This is a genomic window from Streptomyces sp. YS415 (assembly GCF_023544665.1).
In the GTDB taxonomy this organism is placed as follows: domain Bacteria; phylum Actinomycetota; class Actinomycetes; order Streptomycetales; family Streptomycetaceae; genus Streptomyces.
The window spans coordinates 34,578-61,518 of record NZ_JAMJFL010000031.1 but is presented as its reverse complement, the minus strand read 5'-3'; the positions used below and the strand labels follow the sequence as shown (position 1 = coordinate 61,518).

Here is a 26,941-nt window from a genome sequence, read left to right as displayed (position 1 = left end):
TTCGGTCTTCTTCTCATCATCGACCCATCGCGGCCCCCGCCGCACCTCGGGCAGAGGCCGGAAAAAGATTCCCGGGAAGTCGTACAACCCTTTCCGCCGGACGTGGGTCGTACTGGGTGTCGGAACTTCTTGGAGGGGGATCTGGGGGGATCGCGGGGGGTTCTGACACGGAGGGGGAGAGCGCGAGGGGGCCAGGTCGACGGACCGGGCCCCCTCGAAGCATGTACGGCTCACTCCCCGGGCCCGCCCCGGCCCAGCGCCTCGACTTCCGCCGCGGTCGGGAAGGACGCCTGCGCGCCCTCCTTGGTGACCGCCGCCGCGCCCACCCGGGCCGCCCAGGCCGCCGCCCGCACCAGACCGGCGCCCGTGCCGAGCCGGTGGGCCAGCGCCGCCGTGAAGGCGTCCCCGGCGCCGGTGGTGTCCACGGCCGCCACCCGCACGGACGGGACCCGCGCCACGCCCCCGGCGGACGCCACCAGTGCCCCGTGCGCCCCCAGCGTCACGACCACCGAACGCGGCCCCCTGGCCAGCAGGTTGCGCGCCCAGTCCGCCGGCTCCGCGCCGACGAGGGAGTCGCCGAGGACCACCTTGGCCTCGTGCTCGTTGACGATCAGCGGATCGCAGGCGGCCAGCACCTGCGGAGGCAGCGGTCGCGGCGGCGACGGGTTCAGCACGAACCGGCTGCCCGCCGCGAGATTCCGTACGACCTCCTCGACCGTCTCCAACGGGATCTCCAGTTGCGCGGAGACCACCCGGGAGGCCCGGAACAGGGTCGCGGCGGCCCGTACGTCCGCGGGCGTCAGGCGGGCGTTGGCGCCCGGCGAGACCACGATGCTGTTGCCCCGGACGGGTCCACGGTGATCAGCGCGACCCCGGTCGGCGCGCCGCCGACCAGCACGCCCGCCGTGTCCACCCCGGCCTGCCGCTGCGAGTCCAGCAGCAGCCGGCCGTGCGCGTCGTCGCCGACCCGGGCCAGCAGGGCCGTACGCGCCCCCAGCCGGGCCGCCGCGACCGCCTGGTTCGCGCCCTTGCCGCCCGGGTGGACGGCGAGATCGGAGCCGAGCACCGTCTCACCGGGCCCGGGCCGCCGCTCCACGCCGATCACCAGGTCGGCGTTGGCGGATCCCACCACCAGCAGGTCGTAGTCGTCCATGAAGTACCGCCCCGTTCCCGTCTGTTGCGGCTGTCTGCCCGGGCGATTCTGCCGAACCGGGCGGATCGCGGAAGCGCACCCCGGGCGCGCCGGTGCCACGCTGGAACTGCGGGGTCGTTTCCCCAAGGCCCACGGGCCGGAGCGGAGGAACCATGACGGCGACGACACGCGACGAGGTGCCCGTCCTCCTGGAAGGCGGTGGCGTGGAACTGCGCACCGAACCGATCGGCGGCGGCATGTCCGTCGGCTATGTCCACCTGCCCGAGGGCACGGACATGGGCCCGGCGATGAAGGGCCTGCCCGGCGACGCGTGCCAGTGCCCGCACTGGGGCCTCGTGCTGAAGGGCCGGCTGCGGATGGTCACCCCGGACGGCGAGGAGGTCTACGAGGAGGGCCAGGCCTACTACTGGGGCCCCGGCCACGTCCCGGTCGCCCTGGAGGACTGCGAGTTCGTGGAGTTCTCCCCGACCGAGGAGTTCCGCAAGGTCCTCGACCATGTGAAGGCACAGTCCGGCTGAGCTGTCAGTGCCGGACGGTAGCGTCGGATCATGTCCAGTCCGGCGGTGGTAGAAGGCGTGCTCGAACGCATCACGTACGCCAACGAGGAGAACGGCTACACGGTCGCCCGGGTCGACACCGGCCGCGGCGGCGGCGACCTCCTCACGGTCGTCGGCGCGCTGCTCGGCGCCCAGGTCGGCGAGTCCCTGCGGATGGAGGGCCGCTGGGGCAGCCACCCTCAGTACGGCAAGCAGTTCACCGTCGACAACTACACCACCGTCCTGCCCGCCACCGTCCAGGGCATCCGCCGCTACCTGGGCTCCGGGCTGGTCAAGGGCATCGGACCGGTCTTCGCCGACCGCATCACCCAGCACTTCGGGCTGGACACCCTGCGGATCATCGAGGAGGAGCCCAAGCGGCTCATCGAGGTCCCCGGGCTCGGCCCCAAGCGGACCAGGAAGATCGCCGACGCCTGGGAGGAACAGAAGGCGATCAAGGAGGTCATGCTCTTCCTGCAGACCGTCGAGGTCTCCACCTCCATCGCGGTGCGCATCTACAAGAAGTACGGCGACGCCTCCATCTCGGTGGTGAAGAACCACCCTTACCGGCTCGCCGCCGACGTCTGGGGCATCGGCTTCCTCACCGCCGACAAGATCGCCCAGTCCGTCGGCATCCCGCACGACAGCCCGGAGCGGGTCAAGGCGGGCCTGCAGTACGCCCTGTCCCAGTCCAGCGACCAGGGGCACTGCTACCTCCCCGAGGAGCGGCTGATCGCCGACGCGGTGAAGCTGCTGCAGGTCGACACCGGTCTGGTCATCGAGTGCCTCGCGGAGCTGGCGGCACCGGACGAGGAGTCGGGCGAGCCCGGCGTCGTACGGGAGAAGGTGCCCGCCCCCGACGGCGGCGACCCCGTCACCGCCGTCTACCTCGTCCCCTTCCACCGCGCCGAACTCTCCCTCGCCGGCCAGCTGCTGCGCCTGCTGCGCACCGACGTGGACCGCATGCCCGGCTTCCGCGACGTGGCCTGGGACAAGGCGCTGGCCTGGCTGAAGGACCGTACCGGCGCCGAGCTCGCCCCCGAGCAGGAGGCCGCCGTCAAGCTGGCGCTGACCGAGAAGGTCGCCGTGCTGACCGGCGGCCCAGGCTGCGGCAAGTCCTTCACCGTTCGGTCGGTCGTGGAGCTGGCCCGCGCCAAGAAGGCGAAGGTCGTCCTCGCCGCCCCCACCGGCCGCGCCGCCAAGCGCCTGGCGGAGCTCACCGGCGCCGAGGCCTCCACCGTGCACCGGCTGCTGGAACTGAAGCCCGGCGGGGACGCGGCCTACGACCGGGACCGCCCGCTCGACGCCGACCTGGTGGTGGTCGACGAGGCCTCCATGCTGGACCTGCTGCTCGCCAACAAGCTGGTCAAGGCGGTCGCGCCGGGCGCCCACCTGCTGTTCGTCGGGGACGTCGACCAGCTGCCCAGCGTCGGGGCGGGGGAGGTCCTGCGGGACCTGCTCGCCGACGGCGGCCCGGTCCCCGCCGTCCGCCTCACCCGGGTCTTCCGCCAGGCCCAGCAGTCCGGGGTGGTCACCAACGCGCACCGGATCAACTCCGGGCAGCATCCCCTGACCGACGGCATGAAGGACTTCTTCCTCTTCGTCGAGGACGACACCGAGGAGGCCGGACGGCTCACGGTCGACGTGGCGGCCCGTCGGATTCCGGCCAAATTCGGGCTCGACCCCCGCCGGGACATCCAGGTGCTCGCCCCCATGCACCGGGGCCCCGCCGGCGCCGGCACCCTCAACGGCCTGCTCCAGCAGGCCATCACCCCGGGCCGCCCGGACCTGCCGGAGAAGCGGTTCGGCGGCCGGGTCTTCCGGGTCGGCGACAAGGTCACCCAGATTCGCAACAATTACGACAAGGGCGCCAACGGCGTCTTCAACGGCACCGTCGGCGTGGTCACCTCGCTCGACCCGGTCGACCAGCGCCTGACGGTGCGGACGGACGAGGACGAGGAGGTGCCGTACGAGTTCGACGAGCTGGACGAGCTGGCGCACGCGTACGCGGTGACGATCCACCGCTCCCAGGGCAGCGAGTACCCGGCGGTGGTGATCCCGGTCACCACGGGCGCGTGGATGATGCTCCAGCGCAATCTGCTCTACACCGCCGTCACCCGGGCCAAACGGCTGGTCGTGCTCGTCGGCTCGCGCAAGGCCATCGGCCAGGCGGTGCGCACGGTCTCGGCCGGACGCCGGTGCACGGCGCTGGACTTCAGGCTCGCACCACGCGCACTGGAGGGGTGAATGCCAGGCTCTCAGCGCGCTCCTGGGAGAGGTGAGTGAAATTTGATCGATCAAACGAGTCGTAAAGGTCACACAGCTCTTCCGGATGCCGGTGCGGAGGGGCAGGATGAGCAAGTTGGCGGCACTGAGTGCCGCCAATAAGCCCAATGGTCGACCCCGAGTGCACTCTCATGCGCCAATTGGGGGATGGTAGAGACAGTCAGGGCAACCTCGAAGAAGAGGCACAACGTCGGTGAGGGAAGACGTGAGCGACAACTCTGTAGTACTGCGGTACGGCGACGGCGAGTACACCTACCCGGTGATCGACAGCACCGTCGGCGACAAGGGCTTCGACATCGGCAAGCTCCGCGCCCAGACCGGTCTGGTGACCCTGGACAGCGGCTACGGCAACACCGCCGCTTATAAATCCGCCATCACCTACCTCGACGGCGAGCAGGGCATCCTCCGGTATCGCGGCTACCCGATCGAGCAGCTGGCCGAGCGCTCCACCTTCCTGGAGGTCGCCTACCTGCTGATCAACGGTGAGCTGCCCACCGTCGACGAGCTGAGCACGTTCAAGAACGACATCACGCAGCACACCCTGCTGCACGAGGACGTCAAGAACTTCTACAGGGGCTTCCCCCGCGACGCCCACCCGATGGCGATGCTGTCGTCGGTCGTCTCCGCGCTGTCGACCTTCTACCAGGACAGCCACAACCCGTTCGACGAGAAGCAGCGCAACCTCTCCACGATCCGGCTGCTCGCCAAGCTTCCGACGATCGCGGCCTACGCGTACAAGAAGTCGATCGGTCACCCCTTCGTCTACCCGCGCAACGACCTGGGCTACGTCGAGAACTTCCTCCGGATGACCTTCTCGGTCCCGGCGCAGGAGTTCGAGCTCGACCCCGTGGTCGTCGCCGCCCTCGACAAGCTGCTGATCCTGCACGCGGACCACGAGCAGAACTGCTCGACCTCCACGGTCCGTCTGGTCGGCTCCTCGCAGGCGAACATGTTCGCCTCGATCTCGGCCGGCATCAGCGCCCTGTGGGGCCCGCTGCACGGCGGCGCCAACCAGTCCGTGCTGGAGATGCTGGAGGGCATCCAGGCCTCCGGCGGTGACGTCGACTCCTTCATCCGCAAGGTGAAGAACAAGGAGGACGGCGTCCGGCTGATGGGCTTCGGCCACCGGGTCTACAAGAACTTCGACCCGCGAGCCAAGATCATCAAGGCGGCCGCGCACGATGTCCTCTCGGCCCTCGGCAAGTCCGACGAGCTGCTGGACATCGCGCTCAAGCTGGAGGAGCACGCGCTCTCCGACGACTACTTCGTCTCGCGCAGCCTCTACCCGAACGTCGACTTCTACACCGGCCTGATCTACCGGGCCATGGGCTTCCCGACCGAGATGTTCACGGTCCTGTTCGCCCTCGGCCGCCTGCCGGGCTGGATCGCCCAGTGGCACGAGATGATCAAGGAGCCGGGCTCCCGCATCGGCCGCCCGCGCCAGATCTACACGGGCGTGGTGGAGCGGGACTTCGTCCCGGTCGAGGAGCGCTGACCTCTGCCGGTGGGGCACCGCTGCGGCGGTGCCGGCCACCGGCCCGTGCCCTCTTCGCCCTCGGGTCGCCGGTCTGGTTCGGCCGGGGGTCCGGGGGTTGTCCCCCGGGCAGGCACAGCACGGGCGTCGTGGAGCGGGACTTCGTCCCGGTCGAGGAGCGCTGACCTCTGCCGGTGGGGGCACCGCTGCGGCGGTGCCCGAGCCGGTGTTGTCGCTTCGTGCGGTGAACGCCGTACGTGTTCCGGCCGTAAGAGTAAGAAGAAGGCGCCCTGGCGGCGGTCCCCCCACGGGCCGACGTCCAGGGCGCCTTCCCATGTCCCGGTGCGGATTCCCCCCACGGGATCCGGCCGGGCGTCTGTGAGGACAGCGCCTGAATCGCTGTTGTTCGGTACTGCGTTGAGCAGAACGGGCGGAATCCGCCGTACTACTCGGTGTGCGGTCTGCCGGGACAACGCACTCGGGAGGGCCGCTCAAAGCTCCCCGGTGTGCGTGCCCCGGCAACGCATCTCTGAGGAAGTCCCCCAAGACATCCCCAGATGCCAGTCCACGCCCCCCAAGACGCTTCCTGACATCGCCAACTTAGACCTTCGAACCCCTTCGATGGTTACGTTCGCATCACTGTGATCTGCGTCTCTTGCAAATGTCCGTTAGATGCGCAAGAGCCCCGATCCATCGAACGCGCCCCAGCGTAAGGATGCTGCGCGAGCCTTGTGAAGAGCTTATGTGAGGCTCGCGCAGGACTCCAGAGGGGTCCCTAACGGAAAGTCCGCAGCCGCAGGCTGTTCGTCACCACGAAGACCGACGAGAACGCCATCGCCGCGCCCGCGATCATCGGGTTCAGCAGCCCCGCCGCGGCCAGCGGCAGCGCGGCCACGTTGTAGCCGAACGCCCACACGAGGTTGCCCTTGATCGTGCTGAGCGTCCGGCGGGACAGCCGGATCGCGTCCGCCGCCACCCGCAGATCCCCGCGCACCAGCGTCAGATCCCCGGCCTCGATCGCCGCGTCCGTCCCCGTACCCAGCGCCAGCCCGAGGTCCGCGGTCGCGAGCGCCGCCGCGTCATTGACGCCGTCGCCCACCATGGCGACCGTCCGCCCCTCGCCCTGCAACCGCCGTACCGCCGCGACCTTCTCCTCGGGCAGCACCTCGGCGATCACCTGCTCGATCCCGACGCTCCGCGCCACCGCCTCCGCGACCGCCCGGTTGTCCCCGGTCAGCAGCACCGGCGTGAGCCCGAGCGCGCGCAACTCCCGTACGGCCTCGGCACTGGTCTCCTTGACCGTGTCGGCGACAGCGAGGACCGCACGCGCGGCCCCGTCCCAGCCCACGACGACGGCCGTACGCCCGCCCCTCTCGGCCTCGTCCCGGGCCCGGGCCAGCTCCTCGGGAAGCTCCGCGAAGAGCCGCCCCACGGCGACCTCATGACCCTCCACGCGCCCGCGCACGCCCCGCCCGGGCACGTTCTCGAACCGCTCGGCCGACGGCAGCGCCCCGGCCCGCTCCTCCGCCCCCGCGGCGACCGCCCGGGCGACGGGGTGCTCGGAGGCGTGCTCCAGGGCGCCCGCGAGCCGCAGCGCCTGCCTCTCGTCGGTGCCCTCGGCGACGTACACCTCGTGCAAGGTCATGTGTCCCGTCGTCACCGTGCCGGTCTTGTCGAGGACGACCGTGTCGACGCGACGGGTCGACTCCAGCACCTCCGGCCCCTTGATCAGGATGCCGAGCTGGGCCCCGCGCCCGGTGCCGACCATCAGCGCGGTCGGGGTCGCGAGACCCAGCGCGCACGGGCAGGCGATGATCAGGACGGCGACGGCGGCGGTGAACGCGTCGACGGTGTCCCCGGTGGCGCCGAGCCAGCCCCCGAAGGTGGCGACGGCGATCACCAGCACCACCGGCACGAAGACCGCGGAGATCCGGTCCGCGAGCCGCTGCACCTCGGCCTTGCCGTTCTGCGCCGCCTCCACCAGCCGCGCCATCCGCGCGAGCCGGGTACCGGCACCGACCTCGGTGGCCTCGACGACGAGCCGCCCGCCCGCGTTGACGGTGCCCCCGGTCACGACGGAGCCGGCCGTCACGTCCACCGGCACCGACTCCCCGGTCAGCATCGACGCGTCCACCGCCGAGACCCCCTCGACGACGGTGCCGTCGGTGGCGATCTTCTCCCCGGGCCGTACGACGAACCGGTGGCCGACGGCCAGTTCGGCCACCGGGATCCGCCGCTCCCGCCCGTCCCTGAGGACGGCCACGTCCTTGGCGCCCAGTTCCATCAGCGCCCGGAGCGCGGCTCCCGCGCGGCGCTTGGCGCGGGCCTCCAGCCAACGGCCGAGCAGGATGAAGGCGACGACTCCGGACGCCACTTCGAGGTAGATCGTCGAGGCGCCGTCCATCCCGCCGACGGTGAGCCGGAACTCGTCCCGCATCCCGGGCATCCCGGCGTCCCCGAGGAACAGCGCCCACAGCGACCAGCCGAAGGCGGCCAGCGTCCCGAGCGAGACCAGGGTGTCCATGGTCGCGGCGCCGTGCCGGGCGTTGGTCCAGGCGGCACGGTGGAAGGGCAGCCCGCCCCAGACGACGACCGGGGCGGCGAGGGTGAGCGCGAGCCACTGCCAGTTGTCGAACTGCAGCGCCGGAACCATCGACAGCAGCACGACGGGCGCCGCGAGCAGCGCGGAGACGGTGAAGCGCTGCCGGTAGCCGGTCGGATCGGGGTCGTCCTCGGCCGCCTGCTCCGGCGCGGCGGGCTCGGGCGGCGCGGGCTCCTCGGCGGTGTACCCCGTCTTCACCACCGTGGCGATCAGATCAGCCACGTCGACCCCCGCCGGGTACCTGACCCTCGCCTTCTCGGTGGCGAAGTTGACGCTGGCGGTGACCCCGTCCATCCGGTTGAGCTTCTTCTCGACCCGGGCGGCGCAGGCCGCGCAGGTCATGCCGCCGATGAGCAGCTCGACCTCGAAGACGGGGGCTGCCGGGGCCTGGGTGAGGGTGGACATGGCCGGACTCCGTACGGCTCAGACGGCGCCGACGAGTTCAAAACCGGCCTCGTCCACGGCCGCGCGCACGTCCTCCTCGCGCAGCGCCTCCGCGGAGACGACGGTCACCTCGCCGGTGGAGGCCACGGCCTTCACGGAGCTCACGCCGGGCAGCTCGGAGATCTCGCCGGAGACGGCGCCCTCGCAGTGTCCGCAGCTCATCCCGTTGACCTTGTAGACGGCGCTGACGCTCATGTTGTTCTCCTCGTCGAGGCATGTGGGGCCGACGGGTACCACGAGGGGTTCCCGTATCACACCACCGTATACCCCGGCGGGGTATTCCTCCAAGGAGGGTCCCTGCGGGCGGGCGCGCCCGTCTACGCAAGCCCGGCCCTCGGGAGAATCCCTCGGGTTGAGATGATTTGTCCCCTCCTCATGGTAGGTACGCCCTATGTCGCAGGCCGGGACGCTCATCCTCATCATGTCCATCGCGGTGCTGGCGCCGCTGCTCGCCCATGGGGTCGGCCGCCGACTGCCGGTCCCGCTCGTCATCTTCGAGATCGCGCTGGGCATCCTGGTGGGCCCGGACGTGCTCGGCTGGGCGGGGGAGGGCGAGGTCATCGACGTCCTCGCCGATCTCGGCCTGGCGATGCTGATCTTCCTCGCGGGCTACGAGATCGAGTTCGACAAGGTACGCGGCGCCACCCTGCGCCGGTCGGTGCGGGCCTGGCTGATCTCCCTCGCGGTGGGCCTGGGTCTGGCCACCCTGCTGTCCGGCTTCGACCGGGGCGTCTACATCGGTACGGCGCTCACCAGCACCGCCCTCGGCACCGTCCTGCCCATGCTGCGTGACGCGGGTGACCTGCGCTCCCGGTTCGGCTCGGTGATGCTGACGTTCGGCGCGGTCGGGGAGTTCGGGCCGATCATCGCCATCGCCCTGCTGCTGAGCGGCCGTTCGCCGGGCCGCTCGACGGCGGTACTGGCCGCGTTCGCGCTCCTGACGGCGGTGGCCGTGTGGTGGGCGACGCGGCCCCGCCCGCCCTGGTTCACCCGGGTGGTCGAGCTGACGCTGCACACCAGCGGCCAGTTCGCCGTACGCCTCGTGGTCCTGCTGCTCGCGGTCATGCTCGGCGTCTCCCAGGCGCTGGGCCTGGACACCCTGCTCGGCGCCTTCGCCGCCGGGGTGATCGCCCGGCTGGTGCTGCACGGCTCGGCGCCCCGGAGCGCGGAACCGGTCATGGAGAAGGTCGAGGCGATGGGCTTCGGCTTCCTGGTGCCGGTGTTCTACGTGGTCACCGGCATCGAGTTCGACCTGGACTCCCTGCTGTCCGGCGGTCGCGCCCTGCTGCTCCTGCCGCTGTTCCTGGTGCTCTTCCTCGCTGTCCGGGGGCTGCCGGTGTACGCCCTGGCCCCGCGCGACCTCGGCCGCCGCGACCGGGGCGCCCTGACCCTGTTCGCCGCCACCGCCCTGCCGCTGGTCGTGGCCATCACGACGATCGGCGTGGACGCCGGCACGATGCGCACCGACGAGGCGGCGGCCCTGGTCGGCGCGGCCATGGTGTCGGTGCTGGTGTTCCCGCTGGCCGGACTGCGGCTGCGGGGCGAGCGCGCGGCGCCGCGAAAGGCGGCCGGGGAACCGGAGTCGTGGTGATCCGGGGACCGGGCCTAGTCTTCGCCGGGGAGGAAGGAGCCCCATGCGAGCCGTGGTCTTCGAGCAGTACGGCGAACCCGCCGAGGTACGCGACCTGCCCGACCCCCGCCCCGCCGACCACGGAGTCGTGGTCCGGGTCGAGGCCACCGGCCTGTGCCGCAGCGACTGGCACGGCTGGCAGGGCCACGACCCCGACATCACGCTGCCGCACGTCCCCGGCCATGAACTCGCAGGAGTCGTCGAGGCGGTGGGCGCCGGGGTGACCGGATGGCGCCCCGGCGACCGGGTCACCGTCCCCTTCGTCTGCGCCTGCGGAAGCTGCCCGGCCTGCGCGGCGGGCGACCAGCAGGTGTGCGAGCGGCAGACCCAGCCCGGCTTCACGCACTGGGGCTCCTTCGCCCAGTACGTGGCACTGGACCACGCCGAGGTGAACCTGGTCGCGATCCCGGACGACCTGTCCTGCGCCACCGCCGCCTCGCTCGGCTGCCGGTTCGCCACCGCGTTCCGGGCGGTCGTGCAGCGCGGCCGGGTCGCCGCGGGGGAGTGGGTGGCGGTGCACGGCTGCGGCGGGGTCGGCCTGTCCGCGGTGATGATCGCGGCCGCGTCGGGCGCGCGGGTCGTCGCCGTGGACGTCTCGCCCCGGGCGCTGGAACTGGCGCGGACGTTCGGTGCCGCGCACTGCGTGGACGCCGCAAGCACCCCGGACACCGCCGGGGCGGTCCGGGAGCTGACCGGTGGCGGTGCCCACCTCTCCCTCGACGCCCTGGGCTCGCCCGTCACCTGCGCGGCCTCGGTGCACAGCCTGCGCCGCCGCGGCCGGCACCTCCAGGTGGGCCTGCTGCCCTCGGCCGACGGCACCACCCCCGTCCCGATGGCCCGCGCCATCGGCTGGGAGCTGGAACTCCTCGGCAGCCACGGCATGGCCGCGCACACCTACCCGCCGATGCTGGAACTCGTCCGGTCCGGCGTACTGCGCCCGGACCTCCTGGTCACCTCCACCATCACCCTGGACGAGACCCCGGCCGCGCTGGCGGCGATGGGCACGGCGCCGGGGTCGGGGGTGACGGTCATCGATCCCTGGAGCTGACACTCCCGGCCGATTGCCGGGCCGCTGGAGCGTCAGTCGGCCCGCCGGCCGCGGTTGCCCGGGCGGGAGGCGACCCACGCCCGGACGGTGTCGGCGTACCAGTAGGGCTTGCCGCCCTCCACGTGGTCGGGCGGTGGCAGCAGCCCGTGCTTGCGATAGGACCGCACGGTGTCGGGCTGCACCCGGATGTGCGCCGCGATCTCCTTGTAGGACCAGAGCCGTCGGTCGGTCATGACGTGCACCTCCCCGCGCGCACCGCGGCGGCGGCCGGAACGGCCGTCGGGGGTACCGGGCGCTGCGCTGGCGATCACAAAGCCTGTGCCCGGTGAACGACGCTCAGTGACCGCAGGGTTGGGGCTGTGCACCGGGTGTGACGCAAGGACCGCGTAGACGCGACATGTGTGACACAAGGGGGGCGTTTGTGACACAGGTGAGGCAAAGGCGCACGCGGGCGTGTGGCGTGGCGCGTTGACGGCCGGGGCGCGATGTGCGGGGACGGCAGATGTACGGGGACGGCAGGGCGGGCCGGACCCGCTGCGTCAGGTCCGGCCCGCCGTTTCCCCCGCCGACCTCGGCTCGTCGTCGGCTCGAGGTCAGGGGCACAGCGTGCCGGGGGAGATCCCGTCAGGTATTGGAAAAAACCGAACTACCGCCGGACGCGAGCACCACACTGGTGGCCTCGCCCGCCAGCCGGTCGGCGCCCGGAGCCCCGTCCGCCGTCGGCACGGACGACCGCCGGGCGGCCGTGAACTCCCGGGGCGTGCACCCCGTCATCGTCTTGAACTCACCGCTGAGATGGGCCTGGTCGTAGAACCCGCACAGGGCTGCGGTCTCGGCGGCGCCACGTCCGGCCGCGAGCAGGCGCCGGGCCCGCTGCAGGCGCAGCACCCGGGCCGCGGCCTTCGGGCCCAGACCGATCTGCTCCCGGAACCGGTTCTCCAGGTGCCGCGCACTCCAGCCGACCTCCTCCGCGAGCCGCGGCACCGGCATCGCGCCACCCGTGCGCACCAGTTCCGACCAGGCCCGCACCACCCGCGCCGAACTGGGCACCCCGGCCGCGGACCAGCGCGTGAACACCTCGTCCAGCAGCCCGAACCGGCTCTGCCAGGTCGGCAACGCGGCCAGCGCACCGGCGAGTTCGCACACGCCGATGTCCAGGGCGTGCGGCAGGTCGTCGGGGTCGACCGTGCGCTCGGCGAGTTCGTGCTGCGGCGTCCCGAACAGGGTGAACGCGGCCCACGGCGTGAGCAGCACCTCGATCCCGGCCAGCCGCCCGCCGTGCTCACCGACGGCCGGGGTGGTCGTGGGCCCACAGAACAGGGACACCAGCGTGTCGGGCGCCCGGCCCGGCCGCAGGATGCGCACCGGATCCCCGAACCCGAACACCACGGTCGCCGCCCCGATCGGCGTCTCCAGCCGCCGCCGGGGCCGCGCGAAACCGAGCCGGAACCCGCGATAGCTGATCAGTCCCGGCCGCAAGCGGGGGTGCGGCCGGCCGAAGGCGACTTCCCAGGATCCATCGGGCCCGTGCCCGGACCGAACAAGCACGCACAGAGCATTCCAGCCGCACGCCGAGAACAACACCCACAGGACCCGTCCCACTTCTGGTCCGAATGTCTGGACAAAACATTGACAGGGCTCCGTCCCCAGGGCTAGAAAGCCGGGAGAGCCGATACGAAGGGAACGCGATGGCGTACGACCTGATCACCATGGGGCGGATCGGGGTGGACCTCTATCCGTTGCAGACGGGCGTCCCCCTGCCGCAGGTCACCTCCTTCGGCAAGTTCCTCGGCGGCTCGGCGACGAACGTCGCGGTCGCCGCAGCCCGGCTGGGCCGGAACACCGCCGTCATCACCCGCACCGGCGACGACCCCTTCGGCACCTATCTGCACGAGGCCCTGCGGGGCTTCGGCGTCGACGACCGCTGGGTGGCCCCGGTCCCGGGCCTGCCCACTCCGGTCACCTTCTGCGAGGTGTTCCCGCCGGACGACTTCCCGCTCTACTTCTACCGGCAGCCCAAGGCGCCCGACCTGGAGATCGACGCCCATGAACTCGACCTCGACGCGGTCCGCGACGCCCGGATCTTCTGGATGACCGGCACCGGACTGAGCGAGGAGCCCAGCCGTACGGCGACCCTCGCGGCGCTCGCCCACCGCGCCAAGTCCGGCATCACGGTGTTCGACCTCGACTGGCGCCCCATGTTCTGGAGCGACCCCGACGCGGCCCGCCCCTTCTACGCCGAAGCCCTCCGGTACGCCACCGTCGCCGTCGGCAACCTCGACGAGGTGGAGGTCGCCACCGGCGTCCGCGACCCGCACGCGGCCGCCCGCGCGCTGCTCGACGCCGGGGTGGAGCTCGCTGTGGTCAAGCTGGGCCCGAAGGGAGTGCTGGCCGTGCACCGCGACGGCGACCGGGCGGAGGTCCCCCCGCTCCCGGTGACCGTCCTCAACGGCCTAGGCGCCGGCGACGCTTTCGGCGGCTCCCTCTGCCACGGCCTGCTCAACGGCTGGGACCTGGAGACGACCATGCGCCACGCCAACGCGGCCGGCGCCATCGTCGCCTCCCGCCTGGAATGCTCCTCGGCCATGCCCACTCCCGAGGAGGTAAAAACGGCCCTCACCACAGGAACAGTCCCACCGCCCGCACCCGCCGACGGCACCCCCACCCCACCAGAGCCCTCCGCACCCGACACCGGCAACAGCACCCCACCCCCACCCCCCGCACCCGCCGACGGCGATTCCGCCCCACAGGGGCCACCCGCACCCGACGACGAGAGCAGCACGGGTGGTCCGGGTGGGAACCCATCGGCCGAAGGCGAAGCCGAGGCCGAGCCCGAGCCCGGAGACGGAGCCCCCCGGTGACCGTCGACATCGCGGAGCTGATCCGCACCCGCACCAGACACCCCCAGGCCATCGCCGAAGCCGCCGCCCGCCGCAGGCGACGCCCGCTGCTCACCACCACCAGCGATCGCCTCATGATCGTCGCCGCCGACCACCCCGCCCGCGGAGCCCTGAGCGTCGGCGACCGCAAGCACGCCATGGCCAACCGCGCCGACCTCCTCGACCGCCTCTGCCTCGCGCTCAGCAGGCCCGGCGTCGACGGAGTCCTCGCCACCGCCGACATCCTCGACGACCTGCTCCTCCTCGGCGCCCTCGACGACCGCGTCGTCATGGGCTCGATGAACCGCGGCGGACTCCAGGGCGCCGTCTTCGAACTCGACGACCGCTTCACCGGCCACCGCCCCGAGGACATCGCCCGCCTCAACTTCGACGCCGGCAAGCTCCTCCTCCGCATCGACTACGACGACCCCGGCTCCCTGAACACCCTGGAGTCCACCGCCCGCGCCGTCGACGAGATGGCCGCCCGGCAACTCCCCCTGTTCGTCGAGCCGTTCATCAGCCGTCGCACCCCCGACGGAAAACTCCGCAACGATCTCTCCGCCGACGCGGTCACCCGGTCCATCGCCATCGCCTCCGGCCTCGGCGGCAGTTCGGCGTACACCTGGCTCAAGGTCCCGGTCACCGACAACCCGGACGACATGGCCCAGGTCATGGAGACCTCGACGCTGCCCGCCGTCCTCCTCGGCGGTGACATCGGGGACGACCAGGACGCCGCCTACGAGAAGTGGCGCGGCGCCCTCCAACTCCCCACCGTGCGCGGCCTGGTCGTCGGCCGTTCGCTGCTGTATCCGGCGGACGGCGATGTGGCCGCCGCCGTGGACACCGCCGTAGGACTGCTGTGAGGGCCGCATGACGACGAGCAAGGAGCTGTACGTCCCCAGGGGGGCGACCGCCGACGCGGACCACGTCCTCGACATCGGCCCCGAGCGGGCCGGCTGGGCGCACGCCGGCCTGCGGATCGTCGAGCTGGCGCCCGGCGGCACGCACACCTTCGCCACCGGGGACAGCGAATGGATCGTCCTGCCCCTCACCGGCGGTTGTACCGTGCGAACAGAACAGGAAGAGTTCCAACTCCTGGGCCGGGAAAGCGTGTTCGCGTCGGTCACCGACTTCGCGTACGCCCCCCGGGACGCCCGGGTCCAGATCGCCTCCGGCGCGGGTGGCCGCTTTGCTTTGGCAGGAGCAAGGTGCGAGCGACGACTCCCCGCCCGCTACGGCCCCGCGCCGGAGGTCCCCAAGGAGGAGCGCGGCAGCGGCAACCGGCTGCGCCACGTCCGCAACTTCGCCTCCGCCGACGCCTTCGCCTGCGACAAGCTCATCGCCGTCGAGGTCATCACCCCCGGCGGCAACTGGTCCTCGTACCCGCCGCACAAGCACGACGAGCACCGGCCGGGCGAGGAGTCGGAGCTGGAGGAGATCTACTACTTCGAGATCGACGGCCCGCACGGCTACGGCTACCAGCGGGTGTCCCCCTCCCGGGAGGGCGGCTCCGACCTGCTCGCCGAGGTCCGCACGGGTGATGTCGTCCTCGTTCCCGACGGCTGGCACGGCCCGTCGATCGCCCAGCCCGGCCACGACATGTACTACCTGAACGTCATGGCGGGCCCGGGCGAGACCCGGGAGTGGCGGATCTGCTTCCACCCGGACCACACGGAGGGCTACTGATGACCACCCGGCTGACCGTCGCCCAGGCGCTGGTCCGTTTCCTCGCCGCGCAGTACACCGAACGCGACGGCGCCCGGCACCGGCTCATCGGCGCCACCTGGGGCATCTTCGGCCACGGCAATGTCGCCGGACTCGGCCAGGCGCTCGTCGAGTACGCCGACGTCATGCCGTTCCACCAGGGCCGCAACGAGCAGTCCATGGTCCACGCGGCCGTCGGCTACGCCCGCCAGTCGAACCGGCTGTCCACGCACGCCGTGACGACGTCGATCGGCCCCGGCGCCACGAACCTGGTCACCGGCGCCGCCCTCGCGACCGTCAACCACCTCCCCGTCCTGCTGCTCCCCGGCGACACCTTCGCCGCCCGCCCGGCCGACCCGGTCCTGCAGCAGCTGGAGGTCCCCCACGCGGGCGACCTCAGCGTCAACGACTGCCTGCGCCCGGTCTCCCGCTACTTCGACCGCGTCACCCGCCCCGAGGCCCTGATCCCGGCCGCCCTCCAGGCCGTACGGGTGCTCACCGACCCGGTCGAGACCGGCGCCGTCACCCTCGCCCTGCCCCAGGACGTGCAGGCGGAGGCGTACGACTGGCCGGAGGAGTTCTTCGCCGAGCGCGTGTGGGCGGTACGGCGGCCGGGAGCCGACCCGGCCGAGCTGGCCGAGGCCGTGACCGCGATCCGCACCGCACGGCGGCCCCTCGTGGTGGCCGGCGGCGGGGTCCACCACAGCCGCGCCGAGGAGGCCCTCGCCGAGTTCGCCGCCGCCACCGGCATTCCGGTGGCCTCCACCCAGGCCGGCAAGGGATCCCTGCGCCACGACCACCCCCAGGACATCGGCGGCATCGGCCACACCGGCACCGAGACCGCCGACCGGCTGGCCCGCACCGCCGACCTGGTGATCGGCGTCGGCACCCGGTACACCGACTTCACCACCGCCTCCGGCACCCTCTTCCAGCACCCCGACGTCCGCTTCCTCAACCTCAACATCGCGCCCCACGACGGCCACAAGCTCTCCGGAATGCCCCTGATCGCGGACGCCCGCAACGGCCTGGCGGAGCTCACCGCGCGGCTGGAGATGCACGACCACCGGCTCGACCCGTCGTACGTCGCCGAGTACACCGAGGGCAAGGCGCGCTGGGAACAGCGCGTCGACGCCTGCTTCGCGGCCCCGGAGCCGGACGTACGACCGAGCCAGCCGCAGGTGATCGGCGCGCTGGACGCCCTGGTGGACGAGTCGGACGTGATCATCAACGCGGCCGGTTCGCTCCCCGGCGACCTGCACAAGCTCTGGCGGTCCCGGTCGGCCGACCAGTATCACCTGGAGTACGGCTACTCCTGCATGGGCTACGAGATCCCGGCCGCGATCGGCGTGAAGCTCGCCGCCCCCGAGCGCCATGTCTGGGCGCTGGTCGGCGACGGCACCTATCTGATGATGCCGACGGAGATCGTCACCGCCGTGCAGGAGGGCATCGCCATCAAGGTGCTTCTGGTGCAGAACCACGGGTACGCGTCCATCGGCGGCCTGTCGGAGTCGGTGGGCGGCGAGCGGTTCGGCACCGCCTACCGCTTCCGGGCGGACGACGGCTCCTACACCGGCGCCCCGCTCCCGGTCGACCTGGCCGCCAACGCGGCCAGCCTCGGCATGCGCGTCCTGCGCGCGCGGACCGTCGGTGACCTGCGCGCGGCCCTCGTCGAGGCGCGGGCCGCCGAGACGCCCACATGTGTCTACGTGGAGACCGAAACGGCAGACACAGTGTCGGGCGCGCCCGAGGCGCAGGCCTGGTGGGATGTTCCTGTGGCCGAGACCGCGACCCGACCGTCGGCGGTCAAGGCCCGCGACGAGTACGACCGGCACGTCTCAACCCGACGCCGCCATCTGTGAAGGAGTTCTTGGTCATGACGAAGATCGTCAACCACTGGATCGGCGGCAAGACCGTCGACGGCGCGTCGGGTATCTACGGGCCGGTCACCGACCCGGCCACCGGCGCGGTCACCACGAAGGTCGCGTTCGCCTCGGTCGACGAGGTCGACGCAGCCGTACAGGCCGCGCGGGAGGCCTTCGCGACCTGGGGCCAGTCCTCGCTGGCCCAGCGCACCTCGATCCTGTTCGCGTTCCGGGCGCTGCTGGACGCCAACCGGGACGCCATCGCCGAGCTGATCACCGCCGAGCACGGCAAGGTGCACTCCGACGCCCTCGGCGAGGTCGCGCGCGGCCTGGAGATCGTCGACCTGGCCTGCGGGATCAATGTGCAGCTCAAGGGCGAGCTGTCGACGCAGGTCGCGAGCCGCGTGGACGTGGCCTCGATCCGCCAGCCGCTCGGCGTGGTCGCGGGCATCACGCCGTTCAACTTCCCGGCGATGGTCCCGATGTGGATGTTCCCGCTGGCCATCGCGTGCGGCAACACCTTCGTGCTGAAGCCGTCGGAGAAGGACCCCTCGGCCGCCATGAAGATCGCCGAGCTGCTCGCCGAGGCCGGTCTCCCGGACGGCGTCTTCAACGTCGTCCACGGCGACAAGGTGGCCGTGGACCGGCTGCTGGAGCACCCGGACGTCAAGGCCGTCTCCTTCGTCGGCTCGACCCCGATCGCCCGCTACATCCACATCACCGCCTCCGCCAACGGCAAGCGCGTGCAGGCGCTCGGCGGCGCCAAGAACCACATGCTGGTCCTCCCCGACGCGGACCTGGACGCGGCGGCCGACGCGGCCGTCTCGGCGGCCTACGGCTCGGCGGGCGAGCGCTGCATGGCGATCTCCGCGGTCGTGGCCGTCGGCGCGATCGGCGACGAGCTGGTGGAGAAGATCCGCGAGCGCGCCGAGAAGATCAAGATCGGCCCCGGCAACGACCCCGCCTCCGAGATGGGCCCGCTGATCACCAAGGTCCACCGCGACAAGGTGGCGTCCTACGTCGAGGGCGCGGCGGCGGAGGGCTGCGAGGTCGTCCTGGACGGCACCGGCCACACGGTCGAGGGCCACGAGGACGGCCACTGGATCGGCATCTCGCTCCTGGACAAGGTGCCGACCACGGCGAAGGCGTACCAGGACGAGATCTTCGGCCCGGTGCTGTGCGTGCTGCGCGTGGACACCTACGAGGAGGGCGTGGCTCTCATCAACGGCTCGCCGTTCGGCAACGGCACCGCGATCTTCACCCGGGACGGCGGCGCCGCCCGCCGCTTCCAGCTGGAGATCGAGGCCGGCATGGTCGGCGTGAACGTCCCGATCCCGGTCCCCGTCGGCTACCACAGCTTCGGCGGCTGGAAGGACTCCCTCTTCGGGGACCACCACATCTACGGCAACGACGGCACGCACTTCTACACCCGCGGCAAGGTCGTCACCACCCGCTGGCCGGACCCGTCCGAGGCCCCGGCAGGCGTCGACCTGGGCTTCCCGCGCAACCACTGATCCGTCCCAGCGGCACCACCCGGGCCCGGGCACCTCAGGTGCCCGGGCCCGGTCGTGTCACTGGCCGTTCTGTTCCTTGAGCGCCTCGGTCAGGTCGGCGGTCTGCGCGGCCGGCGGGGCGGTGATGTCCTTGGTCGCGCCGAACTTGGCGAAGTCCATGGAGACCGACATGGAGCCCATCACCTGCTCCATGCGGACGGGCAGGTCCTTGTCGTTGACCCAGATGTCCATCTCCATGGTGGTGGCGCCGCCGGTCATGGCGCCCAGCATGCTGTCCTCGCCGCTGTAGGCGTCCTTGAACTTGCCCATGTCGTTCTCGTCGAGCACGGCCCGGTAGTGGGTCGCGCGCTGGCCGTTCACGGTCTCGGTGCCGAGGTTCTCGACATCGCCCGCGTACTTCAGGCTCTTCATGGACGCCGTCGGGCTGCCGGCGTCGCCGCCGCCCTTGTAGGCCTGGCTGCCGCTGTCGCCGAACACCGCGGAGGAGTCGACCTTGATCCACTCCTTGCCCGCGATCGGGCCGGAGGCCTGCGGGTCGACGTCGTAGTAGTAGACGCCGTCGACGAGCAGGACCTGGATCGTCGGGGCGTCCTGGAGTTCCTGCATCTGGGCGGCCGCGGTGTCCATCTGGACGTCGTAGGCCATGCCGTCACCCCAGGAGTAGGTGCCCTCCATGGCGATCGGCGCGCCCGTGCCGAGGTCGGTCGACATGCTCACCTCGGCCGAACCGAGCTGCTCGGTCCGGTCGGTGGCGCGGGCCAGCGCCGCCATGATCTTGTCCGCGCCGGTGACCGTCTCGGCCGCCTTCTTCGCGGTCTCCTTGGCCGTCTCCCCGGCCCCCTCGGACCCGCACCCGGTGACCGCCACCAGGGCCGCCGCCGTGAGCCCCACCCAGGCCGTGGTGTGCCTCAGCCTCATCCGTCCCCACCCCATCGCTGTGTCTGACTGTGTCTTCACTGTGTGACATCGCTGTGTGACAAAAGGACTGTAGCGGGCCCCACCGACACGTCCGTATGCCGGACGTCGGCAGTTTTTTCGGTCTTCATGTTGCGGTTCCCGTACAGCCGCAATAAGCGGAACGGCTTGCCTCTTCTGCTGTATACGCGATCTAGAGGGCTCTCTGGCTGCGGATTTCGTAGGCAAACACCCATTGACGCGTTGGTTTTCGTCGGTGTTCCATGCAGCGCCGGGAGCGGACGGAAAACCAGTACGACGAAGCCGCCGGAGGCGATAGCGCTCCCGCCCGAAACCACCGCCGCACGAGCCGATCGGAACCGCCGCATGACCGACACGCTGGAGAAGTCCCTCGTCCCCGATGACGTACCGGCCCCCGCCCCGGAGCTGAAGCGTTCGATCGGGGTCGTCGGCGGCACTCTGCTCACGCTCTCCTGTGTGACGCCCGCCTCCACCCTCTTCGTGGTCGTCCCCGACCTCTTCGGCTCGCTCGGCACCGCCACCGCGCTCACCATCGCGATCGGCTCCCTGCTCTGCATCGCCGTGGCGTTCTGCTACTCCGAGCTGGGCACCCTCATCCCCAGCGCCGGCGGCGAGTACGCGATGGTCACCACGATGGCCGGACGCCTCGCGGGCTGGCTGGTCTTCGTGCTCTCGCTGCTGGTCGTGATGATCGTGCCGCCGGTGATCGCGATGGGCACGGCCGACTACCTCGCCCCGATCGTCGACCTCGACCCCTCGATGGCGGGCGCCGGCGTGATGCTGCTCGCCACCCTCGCCGGTCTGCTGGATCTGCGCGCGAACGCCTGGATCACCGGCGTCTTCCTGGTCCTGGAGGTCGTGGCCGCGGCCGTGGTCGCCGTGCTGGGCTTCGCCCACGCCGAGCGCGGTCCGGACAGCCTGGTCTCGCTCGAGGTGGCCGGTGCCGACGGCGGCGTCGACACCGTGACGGCGATGCTGATCGTCTCCGGGCTGGCCATCGCCCTCTTCGTCACCCAGGGCTTCTCGACCGCGGTCTACCTCTCCGAGGAACTGGAGAACCCGCGCCGCAACGTCGCCCGTACCGTCCTGGCCACGCTCGCCATCTCCGCCGTGATCATCCTGGTCCCGGTCATCGGCATCACCCTCGGCGCCTCCGACCTCGCCGCGCTCACCAGCGGTGACATCGGCGGCATGGTCGAGGCCTGGTCCAACTCCGCGGTCGGCACCTTCGTCAGCCTCTGCGTGGCCCTCGCGATCATCAACGCGGGCATCGTCATGGTCATCCAGAACTCCCGCGTCCTGTTCGCCTCCGCCCGCGACAAGGCCTGGCCCGAGCCGGTCAACGCCGTCTTCGCCAAGCTCGGCCGCTTCGGCTCCCCCTGGGTCGCCACGCTGGCGGTCGGCGTCCCCGGCGCCGCCATGTGCTTCGTCAACCTGGACACCCTGTACGGCGTGACCGGCGTGTCGGTGACCGGCATGTACCTGCTGGTCGCGGTCGCCGCCCTGCTGGCCCGCCGCGGCGGCCACCAGCACCGTCCCGCCTGGCGCATGCCCCTGTGGCCGGCCATGCCGGTCCTGCTGATCGTGGTCCTGGCCTACATCCTGACCCAGCAGGAGACGGAGTACCTGCTGTGGACGGGCGGCATCACGGCCGTGGCCACCCTGTACTGGGCGCTGTACCTGCGCCCGAGGCGGACCACCCGCTGGCTGGTGACGCTTCCGCACGACGAACGGGACTAGCCCTCACCCGCGGGCCACTCCCACCACGACGTCCCGCAACCGCTCCACGTACAGCCGCATGTTCTTGTGGGCGACGTCCGTGTCCGGGTACCGGCTGGCGAGCCAGAGCCCCTCGTGCAGCCGGTTCACCCAGACACAGACCTGATCCCCGTACGACACCCTGATCAGCGCGTACGCCGACTGGCCGGCCCAGTCCCCGGCGCCCGGAAGCCCCCGGGCGTCGAGGTACGACACGATCGAGTACAGGTCCGGCGAGGTGGGCCGGAAGTCGGTCCCGAGCAGCGTCAGCACCCGGGCGAGCGGCATCCGCGCCAGCGGCCGGGCGGCCTGCAACTGCGCGCGCACACTGCGCAGGGCCCCGGCGAAGTCCGGCTCCGGCACCAGCGGGACCTCGATCGGCGCACCCCCCACGTACCACCCCAGGGAATCCGACCACCGCGACTTCACCCGCGTGTGGAAGGGCACGACCGTGCGGTAGACGGACTGCCCCCCGATCTCCCGGACGATGAGCGCCGTGGCCGCCAGCAGACCGACCAGGCTCCCGCCGCAGGGCCGGCAGTACGCCTCGAACGCGGCGGCGTCGTCCGCGTCGACGAGCATCTCCCGCATCAGCTTCTGCGTGGGCAGCGGCCCTCCGGGCTGCACCCCGAGGTCGACCGGGAAGCCCGGCAGCGTGCCGTCGCACCGCCCGATGAACTCCCGCCAGCGGCCGACGATCTCGTGGCTCTCGTCGATCCGGTCCGCGTCCGCCCGCTCCAGCTCGCAGAAGTCGATGTAACTGCTCACCGCCGGCTGCTCCTCGGTCCGGCCCGCGAGGGCCGCCGCGTACAGCTCGAGCAGCTCGGCGGGGATGCGGTGCAGCGAGTAGGCGTCGACGTTGCTGTGGTCGAAGGCCAGGTACACGCTGGTGGCGTCGTCCCGCACCACCGCCGCGTAGATCAGGTTCGGCCAGCGCAGTGCGTCCGCCACCACGTCGAACCGGTCCTGGAGGTGCTGGACCAGGTCCGCCGCGTCGGTGAAGTCCCCGACCACCTCGCGGTGCAGCGCCACCTCCTGCGTGCCGAGCGTGAACCGGCGCAGCTCGTCACCGGCCAGCCGGAAGCCGCTGCGCAGCGTCTCGTGGCGCAGCGTCCAGGTCCGCAGGGCGTCCTGGAGGGCGTCGAGGTCGACCCGGCCCGGGATGTCGAACGCCGTGCCGAGCCAGGTCGGGACGAACAGCCCGTCCTCGCGCACGCTCCGGGCGGTCCTGATGTGCGACTCCTGGATGTACGCCGGCGGGCGCGTGTCGTCCGGCAGCCGCGAGGCTCTCTCGACGGTCGCCGGACTGAGCGTCCACTCGACGAGCCGTCCGGGCCGGACCTCGCAGCGCTGGATGTCGGTGATGCGCACAGGGCGTCTCCGTTCGCGTGGGGGCGGACCTTCTAGGGTCTGCCGCGCCCGGGACCGGGGCGTACCGTTTCGCCCCGCTTCAGTGGATCGGGTGGTGCCTCGAACAGCGGTCCTCGTACCACGGGCGCGGTATGCGGGAGGGCCGCCGTACGCCCGTGGGAGGTGGGCCGGTTCACTCTGCGGTCGACAACTCCCCGACAGGTTGACCCCGTACGGTTGACGGCATGGATCTTCGACTGCGAGGGCCGTTCCGGCGGCCCCGGCGTCTGCTGGCCGCCGGGGCCGCCGTCGTCGTGCTCGCCGGCGCCGGCACCTGGACCGCCGTCGCCTCGGACGAGGGGCCCGCGGTGCACCGCGCCGACCGGGTCCTGTCCGTGGGCGACGTACGCCTGGACACCTCGTTCTTCACCGCCCCGGGCGGTGAGCGGCGCCCCGCAGTCCTGCTCGGCCACGGCTTCGGCGGCAGCAAGGACGACGTGCGCGAGCAGGCCGAGGACCTGGCCGCCGACGGGTACGCGGTGCTGACCTGGTCGGCCCGCGGCTTCGGCAGGTCCACCGGCGCGATCGGACTCAACGACCCGAAGGGCGAGGTCGCCGACGTCACCGGACTGATCGACTGGCTGGCGAAGCAGCCCCAGGTCCGGCTCGACGAGACCGGCGACCCGCGCGTGGGCATGGCGGGCGCCTCCTACGGCGGCGCGATCAGCCTCCTCGGCGCCGGGTACGACGACCGCGTCGACGCCATCGCCCCGTCGGTGACGTACTGGAACCTCGCCGACGCCCTCTTCCCGAACGGCGTCTTCAAGAAGCTCTGGGCCGGCCTCTTCGTCAACACCGGCGGCGGCTGCCACCGCTTCGAGGACCGGCTGTGCCGGATGTACGAGCGGGTCGCCGAGTCCGGCACCCCGGACGCCGAGGCGCGCGCACTGCTGGAGCAGCGCTCCCCGTCCGCCGTCGCCGACCGCATCGACGTCCCCACGCTCCTGATGCAGGGCCAGACCGACTCCCTCTTTCCGCTCGGCCAGGCCGACGCCGCCGCGAAGGCGATCCGGGCCAACGGCGCCCCCGTCGACGTCGACTGGATCGCGGGCGGCCACGACGGCGGCGACCAGGAGGCCGACCGGGTCCGGGCCCGCGTGCACGCCTGGTTCGACCGGTACCTCAAGGGCGACGAGGCCGTCGACACCGGCCCCGCCTTCCGCGTCACCCGCACCGGAGGCGTCGACTCCACCGACGGCCAGGCCCAGTTGCGGGGCGCGAGCGGGGACCGCTACCCCGGTCTGGACAGCGGCCGCACCCAGGTCGCCCTGACCGGCCGCGAACAGAGCTTCGCCAACCCGGCCGGCGCCAGCCCGCCCGCCGTCTCCGCCCTGCCGGGCCTGGGCGGCGGCGGCCTCGCCCAGCTCTCCTCCCTCGGCGTCGGCGTCTCCCTCGACTTCCCCGGCCAGTACGCCCGCTTCGACTCGGCCCCCGTCCGGGACGACCTGCGCATCACCGGCTCCCCGACGGTCACCGTGCACGTCGAGTCGACCAGCGAGGACGCCGTCCTCTTCGCCAAGGTCTACGACGTCGGCGCCGACGGCAGCCGGCAGGTGCTGCCGTCCCAGCTGGTCGCGCCGGTGCGCGTCGAGGGCGCGAAGTCCGGCAAGGACGTGACGATCACGCTCCCCGCCGTCGACCACGAGATCGACAAGGGCCACCGGCTGCGCCTGGTCCTCGCCTCCACGGACCTCGGCTACGCCTCCCCGGCCGCCCCGGCGACGTACCGGGTCGCCCTGAAGAGCGACCTGAACGTGCCCACGGCCCCCGGCGTGACCACCGCCGCCGCCCCGCTGCCCGCCTGGGTGTGGTGGCTGCCCGTCGCCGGTGCGCTGGTCGCCGCGGCCCTGCTGCTGACCGCCCGCCGCCGCACCGCGGCACCCGCCCCCGACCCGGAGCTGGCCGAGGTCCCGCTCCAGATCACGGACCTGAGCAAGAAGTACGCGGGCGGCGACCGCTACAGCGTCCGCGAGGTCACCTTCCGCGTCGAGCAGGGCCAGGTCCTCGGCCTGCTCGGGCCGAACGGCGCCGGCAAGACGACGACCCTGCGGATGCTGATGGGCCTGATCCGGCCGGACGGCGGCGAGATCCGCGTCTTCGGCCACGCCATCCGCCCCGGCTCCCCGGTCCTGTCCCGGGTCGGCGCCTTCGTCGAGGGCTCTGGCTTCCTGCCGCACTTGTCGGGCCGGGAGAACCTGGAGCTGTACTGGGCCGCCACCGGCCGCCCGGCCGGGGATGCCCACCTGGACGAGGCCCTGGAGATCGCCGGTCTCGGTGACGCCCTGGCCCGCGCGGTCCGCACGTACTCCCAGGGCATGCGCCAGCGCCTGGCCATTGCCCAGGCCATGCTCGGCCTGCCGGACCTGCTGATTTTGGACGAGCCGACCAACGGCCTCGACCCGCCCCAGATCCGCGAGATGCGCGAGGTGATGATCCGGTACGCGGCCGCCGGACGCACGGTGATCGTCTCCAGCCATCTGCTGGCGGAGGTCGAGCAGACCTGCACCCACCTGGTGGTCATGGACCGCGGCCGGCTCGTCCAGGCGGGTCCGGTCGGCGAGATCGTCGGCTCCGGCGACACCCTGCTCGTGGGCACGGCCACCCCGGTCGAGGAGCCGGTCGTGGAGAAGGTGACCGCGCTCGAAGGCGTCGCCTCGGCAGTACGGACCGACGAGGGGCTGCTGGTCCGCCTCGGCGCCGACGGCAGCGCCTCCCGCCTGGTCGCCGACCTCGTACGCCTCGAAGTGCCCGTCCGGTCGGTGGGCCCGCACCGCCGCCTGGAGGACGCCTTCCTCACCCTGATCGGAGGTTCCGCATGAGCACGCTCACCGAGGTCGCCTCCGGCTACCAGGCAGGCCGCACCCTGCCGCTCCGCGTCGAGCTGATCCGTCAGCTCAAGCGCCGCCGCACCCTGGTGATGGGCGCGATCCTGGCCGCCCTGCCGTTCGTGCTGCTGGTCGCCTTCGCGATCGGCGGCGAGCCGGACCGCGGCGGCGACCGCATCACCCTGATGGACACGGCCACCTCCTCCGGCGCCAACTTCGCCGCGGTGAACCTGTTCGTCTCCGCCGGCTTCCTGCTGGTCATCCCGGTCGCCCTGTTCTGCGGCGACACGGTGGCCTCGGAGGCCGGCTGGGCCTCGCTGCGGTATCTGCTCGCGGCGCCCGTGCCACGGGCCCGGCTGCTGTGGTCCAAGCTCGTCGTCGGGCTCGGCCTGAGCCTCGCCGCGATGGTGCTGCTGCCGGTGGTCGCGCTGGCCGTCGGCAGCGCCGCCTACGGCTGGGGCCCGCTGGCCATCCCCACCGGCGGCTCGCTCGACCCGGGCACCGCGGCACAGCGCCTGGTGGTCGTCGTGGCGTACATCTTCGTCTCCCAACTGGTCACCGCGGGACTCGCGTTCTGGCTGTCGACGAAGACCGACGCCGCGCTCGGCGCGGTCGGCGGCGCGGTGGGCCTCACCATCGTCGGCAACGTCCTGGACGCGGTGACCGCCCTCGGCGACTGGCGCCACTTCCTGCCCGCGCACTGGCAGTTCGCCTGGGCGGACGCCGTCCAGCCCACCCCGGAGTGGTCCGGCATGATCCAGGGCGTCGCCGTCTCGGTAACGTACGCCGTCGTCCTGTTCGCGCTGGCCTTCCGCGGTTTCGCGCGCAAGGACGTGGTGTCCTAGGTCACCGGAGGATCACCCACCGGTCTCGACGGCCC

At 71.9% G+C, this 26,941-nt stretch carries 19 protein-coding genes and 1 pseudogene; 13 read left to right on the top strand and 7 right to left on the bottom strand.

The features are described from left to right. Window positions 1-230 precede the first annotated feature (230 nt). Window positions 231-1,153: pseudogene (locus M8H82_RS30040) on the bottom strand (ribokinase). Window positions 1,154-1,305: 152 nt separating this feature from the next. On the opposite strand from M8H82_RS30040, the gene M8H82_RS30035 reads away from it, so the two are divergent. The 3 genes from M8H82_RS30035 to M8H82_RS30025 all read left to right on the top strand — a co-directional run bounded on the left by M8H82_RS30035 (window position 1,306) and on the right by M8H82_RS30025 (window position 5,470). Beyond that, complete coding sequence (locus tag M8H82_RS30035; RefSeq protein ID WP_250078222.1) at window positions 1,306-1,671, top strand: hypothetical protein; 366 nt, start codon at window positions 1,306-1,308, stop codon at window positions 1,669-1,671. A gap of 30 nt (window positions 1,672-1,701) precedes the next feature. Continuing rightward, entirely contained in the window at window positions 1,702-3,936 is a 2,235-nt protein-coding gene (locus tag M8H82_RS30030; RefSeq protein ID WP_250078221.1) for an ATP-dependent RecD-like DNA helicase, read from the top strand. 244 nt (window positions 3,937-4,180) lie between these two features. Further along, complete coding sequence (locus M8H82_RS30025) at window positions 4,181-5,470, top strand: citrate synthase (RefSeq protein WP_250078220.1); 1,290 nt, start codon at window positions 4,181-4,183, stop codon at window positions 5,468-5,470. Between the two features lie 754 nt (window positions 5,471-6,224). Here the strand turns inward: M8H82_RS30025 and M8H82_RS30020 are convergent. Continuing rightward, window positions 6,225-8,456 (bottom strand): cation-translocating P-type ATPase, encoded by a 2,232-nt coding sequence (locus M8H82_RS30020; protein WP_250078219.1) that lies wholly within the window; start codon window positions 8,454-8,456, stop codon window positions 6,225-6,227. Between the two features lie 18 nt (window positions 8,457-8,474). After that, a complete protein-coding gene (locus M8H82_RS30015) occupies window positions 8,475-8,690 on the bottom strand; it encodes a heavy-metal-associated domain-containing protein (RefSeq protein ID WP_250078218.1) in 216 nt (71 codons plus the stop codon). Between the two features lie 196 nt (window positions 8,691-8,886). Between M8H82_RS30015 and M8H82_RS30010 the strand changes: the two genes are divergently transcribed. Next, the gene (locus M8H82_RS30010; protein ID WP_250078217.1) at window positions 8,887-10,086 is read left to right on the top strand and encodes a cation:proton antiporter; all 1,200 of its coding nucleotides are present in this window, start codon (window positions 8,887-8,889) and stop codon (window positions 10,084-10,086) included. 43 nt (window positions 10,087-10,129) lie between these two features. Then, the gene (locus tag M8H82_RS30005; RefSeq protein WP_250078216.1) at window positions 10,130-11,173 is read left to right on the top strand and encodes a zinc-dependent alcohol dehydrogenase family protein; all 1,044 of its coding nucleotides are present in this window, start codon (window positions 10,130-10,132) and stop codon (window positions 11,171-11,173) included. A gap of 32 nt (window positions 11,174-11,205) precedes the next feature. Here the strand turns inward: M8H82_RS30005 and M8H82_RS30000 are convergent, their stop codons facing one another. Both M8H82_RS30000 and M8H82_RS29995 read right to left on the bottom strand, forming a co-directional pair. Next, the gene (locus M8H82_RS30000; RefSeq protein ID WP_234847426.1) at window positions 11,206-11,406 is read right to left on the bottom strand and encodes an AlpA family transcriptional regulator; all 201 of its coding nucleotides are present in this window, start codon (window positions 11,404-11,406) and stop codon (window positions 11,206-11,208) included. A 391-nt stretch (window positions 11,407-11,797) separates the two neighbouring features. Further along, the gene (locus tag M8H82_RS29995) at window positions 11,798-12,721 is read right to left on the bottom strand and encodes a helix-turn-helix domain-containing protein (protein WP_250078215.1); all 924 of its coding nucleotides are present in this window, start codon (window positions 12,719-12,721) and stop codon (window positions 11,798-11,800) included. 140 nt (window positions 12,722-12,861) lie between these two features. Between M8H82_RS29995 and iolC the strand changes: the two genes are divergently transcribed. From iolC to mmsA, 5 genes are read left to right on the top strand one after another with little or no spacing between them, the layout of a single operon-like run. Beyond that, on the top strand, window positions 12,862-14,034 hold the full coding sequence (gene iolC / locus M8H82_RS29990; protein ID WP_250078214.1) for a 5-dehydro-2-deoxygluconokinase: 1,173 nt from the start codon (window positions 12,862-12,864) through the stop codon (window positions 14,032-14,034). After that, window positions 14,031-14,915 (top strand): deoxyribose-phosphate aldolase, encoded by an 885-nt coding sequence (locus M8H82_RS29985; RefSeq protein ID WP_250078213.1) that lies wholly within the window; start codon window positions 14,031-14,033, stop codon window positions 14,913-14,915. Before iolC ends, M8H82_RS29985 begins: the two co-directional genes overlap by 4 nt. 7 nt (window positions 14,916-14,922) lie before the next feature. Next, the gene (gene iolB, locus M8H82_RS29980) at window positions 14,923-15,738 is read left to right on the top strand and encodes a 5-deoxy-glucuronate isomerase (RefSeq protein WP_250078212.1); all 816 of its coding nucleotides are present in this window, start codon (window positions 14,923-14,925) and stop codon (window positions 15,736-15,738) included. After that, a complete protein-coding gene (gene iolD, locus M8H82_RS29975; protein WP_250078211.1) occupies window positions 15,738-17,615 on the top strand; it encodes a 3D-(3,5/4)-trihydroxycyclohexane-1,2-dione acylhydrolase (decyclizing) in 1,878 nt (625 codons plus the stop codon). Before iolB ends, iolD begins: the two co-directional genes overlap by 1 nt. A gap of 14 nt (window positions 17,616-17,629) precedes the next feature. Beyond that, window positions 17,630-19,132: a CoA-acylating methylmalonate-semialdehyde dehydrogenase gene (gene mmsA, locus M8H82_RS29970; protein WP_250078210.1), complete on the top strand. Its 1,503-nt coding sequence runs from the start codon at window positions 17,630-17,632 to the stop codon at window positions 19,130-19,132. 57 nt (window positions 19,133-19,189) lie between these two features. Here mmsA and M8H82_RS29965 read toward each other — a convergent pair whose 3' ends face one another. Next, on the bottom strand, window positions 19,190-20,050 hold the full coding sequence (locus tag M8H82_RS29965; RefSeq protein ID WP_250078209.1) for a hypothetical protein: 861 nt from the start codon (window positions 20,048-20,050) through the stop codon (window positions 19,190-19,192). A 363-nt stretch (window positions 20,051-20,413) separates the two neighbouring features. On the opposite strand from M8H82_RS29965, the gene M8H82_RS29960 reads away from it, so the two are divergent. Further along, window positions 20,414-21,808, top strand: a complete 1,395-nt coding sequence (locus M8H82_RS29960; RefSeq protein WP_250078208.1) for an APC family permease — start codon at window positions 20,414-20,416, stop codon at window positions 21,806-21,808. Between the two features lie 3 nt (window positions 21,809-21,811). Here the strand turns inward: M8H82_RS29960 and M8H82_RS29955 are convergent, their stop codons facing one another. After that, window positions 21,812-23,197 carry a condensation domain-containing protein gene (locus M8H82_RS29955; protein ID WP_250078207.1) on the bottom strand — a complete coding sequence of 462 codons (1,386 nt, stop codon included), beginning with the start codon at window positions 23,195-23,197 and terminating at the stop codon, window positions 21,812-21,814. A gap of 224 nt (window positions 23,198-23,421) precedes the next feature. Between M8H82_RS29955 and M8H82_RS29950 the strand changes: the two genes are divergently transcribed. Together M8H82_RS29950 and M8H82_RS29945 are read left to right on the top strand one after the other, a co-directional pair. Beyond that, a complete protein-coding gene (locus M8H82_RS29950; RefSeq protein ID WP_250078206.1) occupies window positions 23,422-26,055 on the top strand; it encodes an alpha/beta fold hydrolase in 2,634 nt (877 codons plus the stop codon). Then, a complete protein-coding gene (locus M8H82_RS29945; protein ID WP_250078205.1) occupies window positions 26,052-26,906 on the top strand; it encodes an ABC transporter permease in 855 nt (284 codons plus the stop codon). The genes M8H82_RS29950 and M8H82_RS29945 overlap by 4 nt, the downstream gene beginning before the upstream one ends. Window positions 26,907-26,941 lie beyond the last annotated feature (35 nt).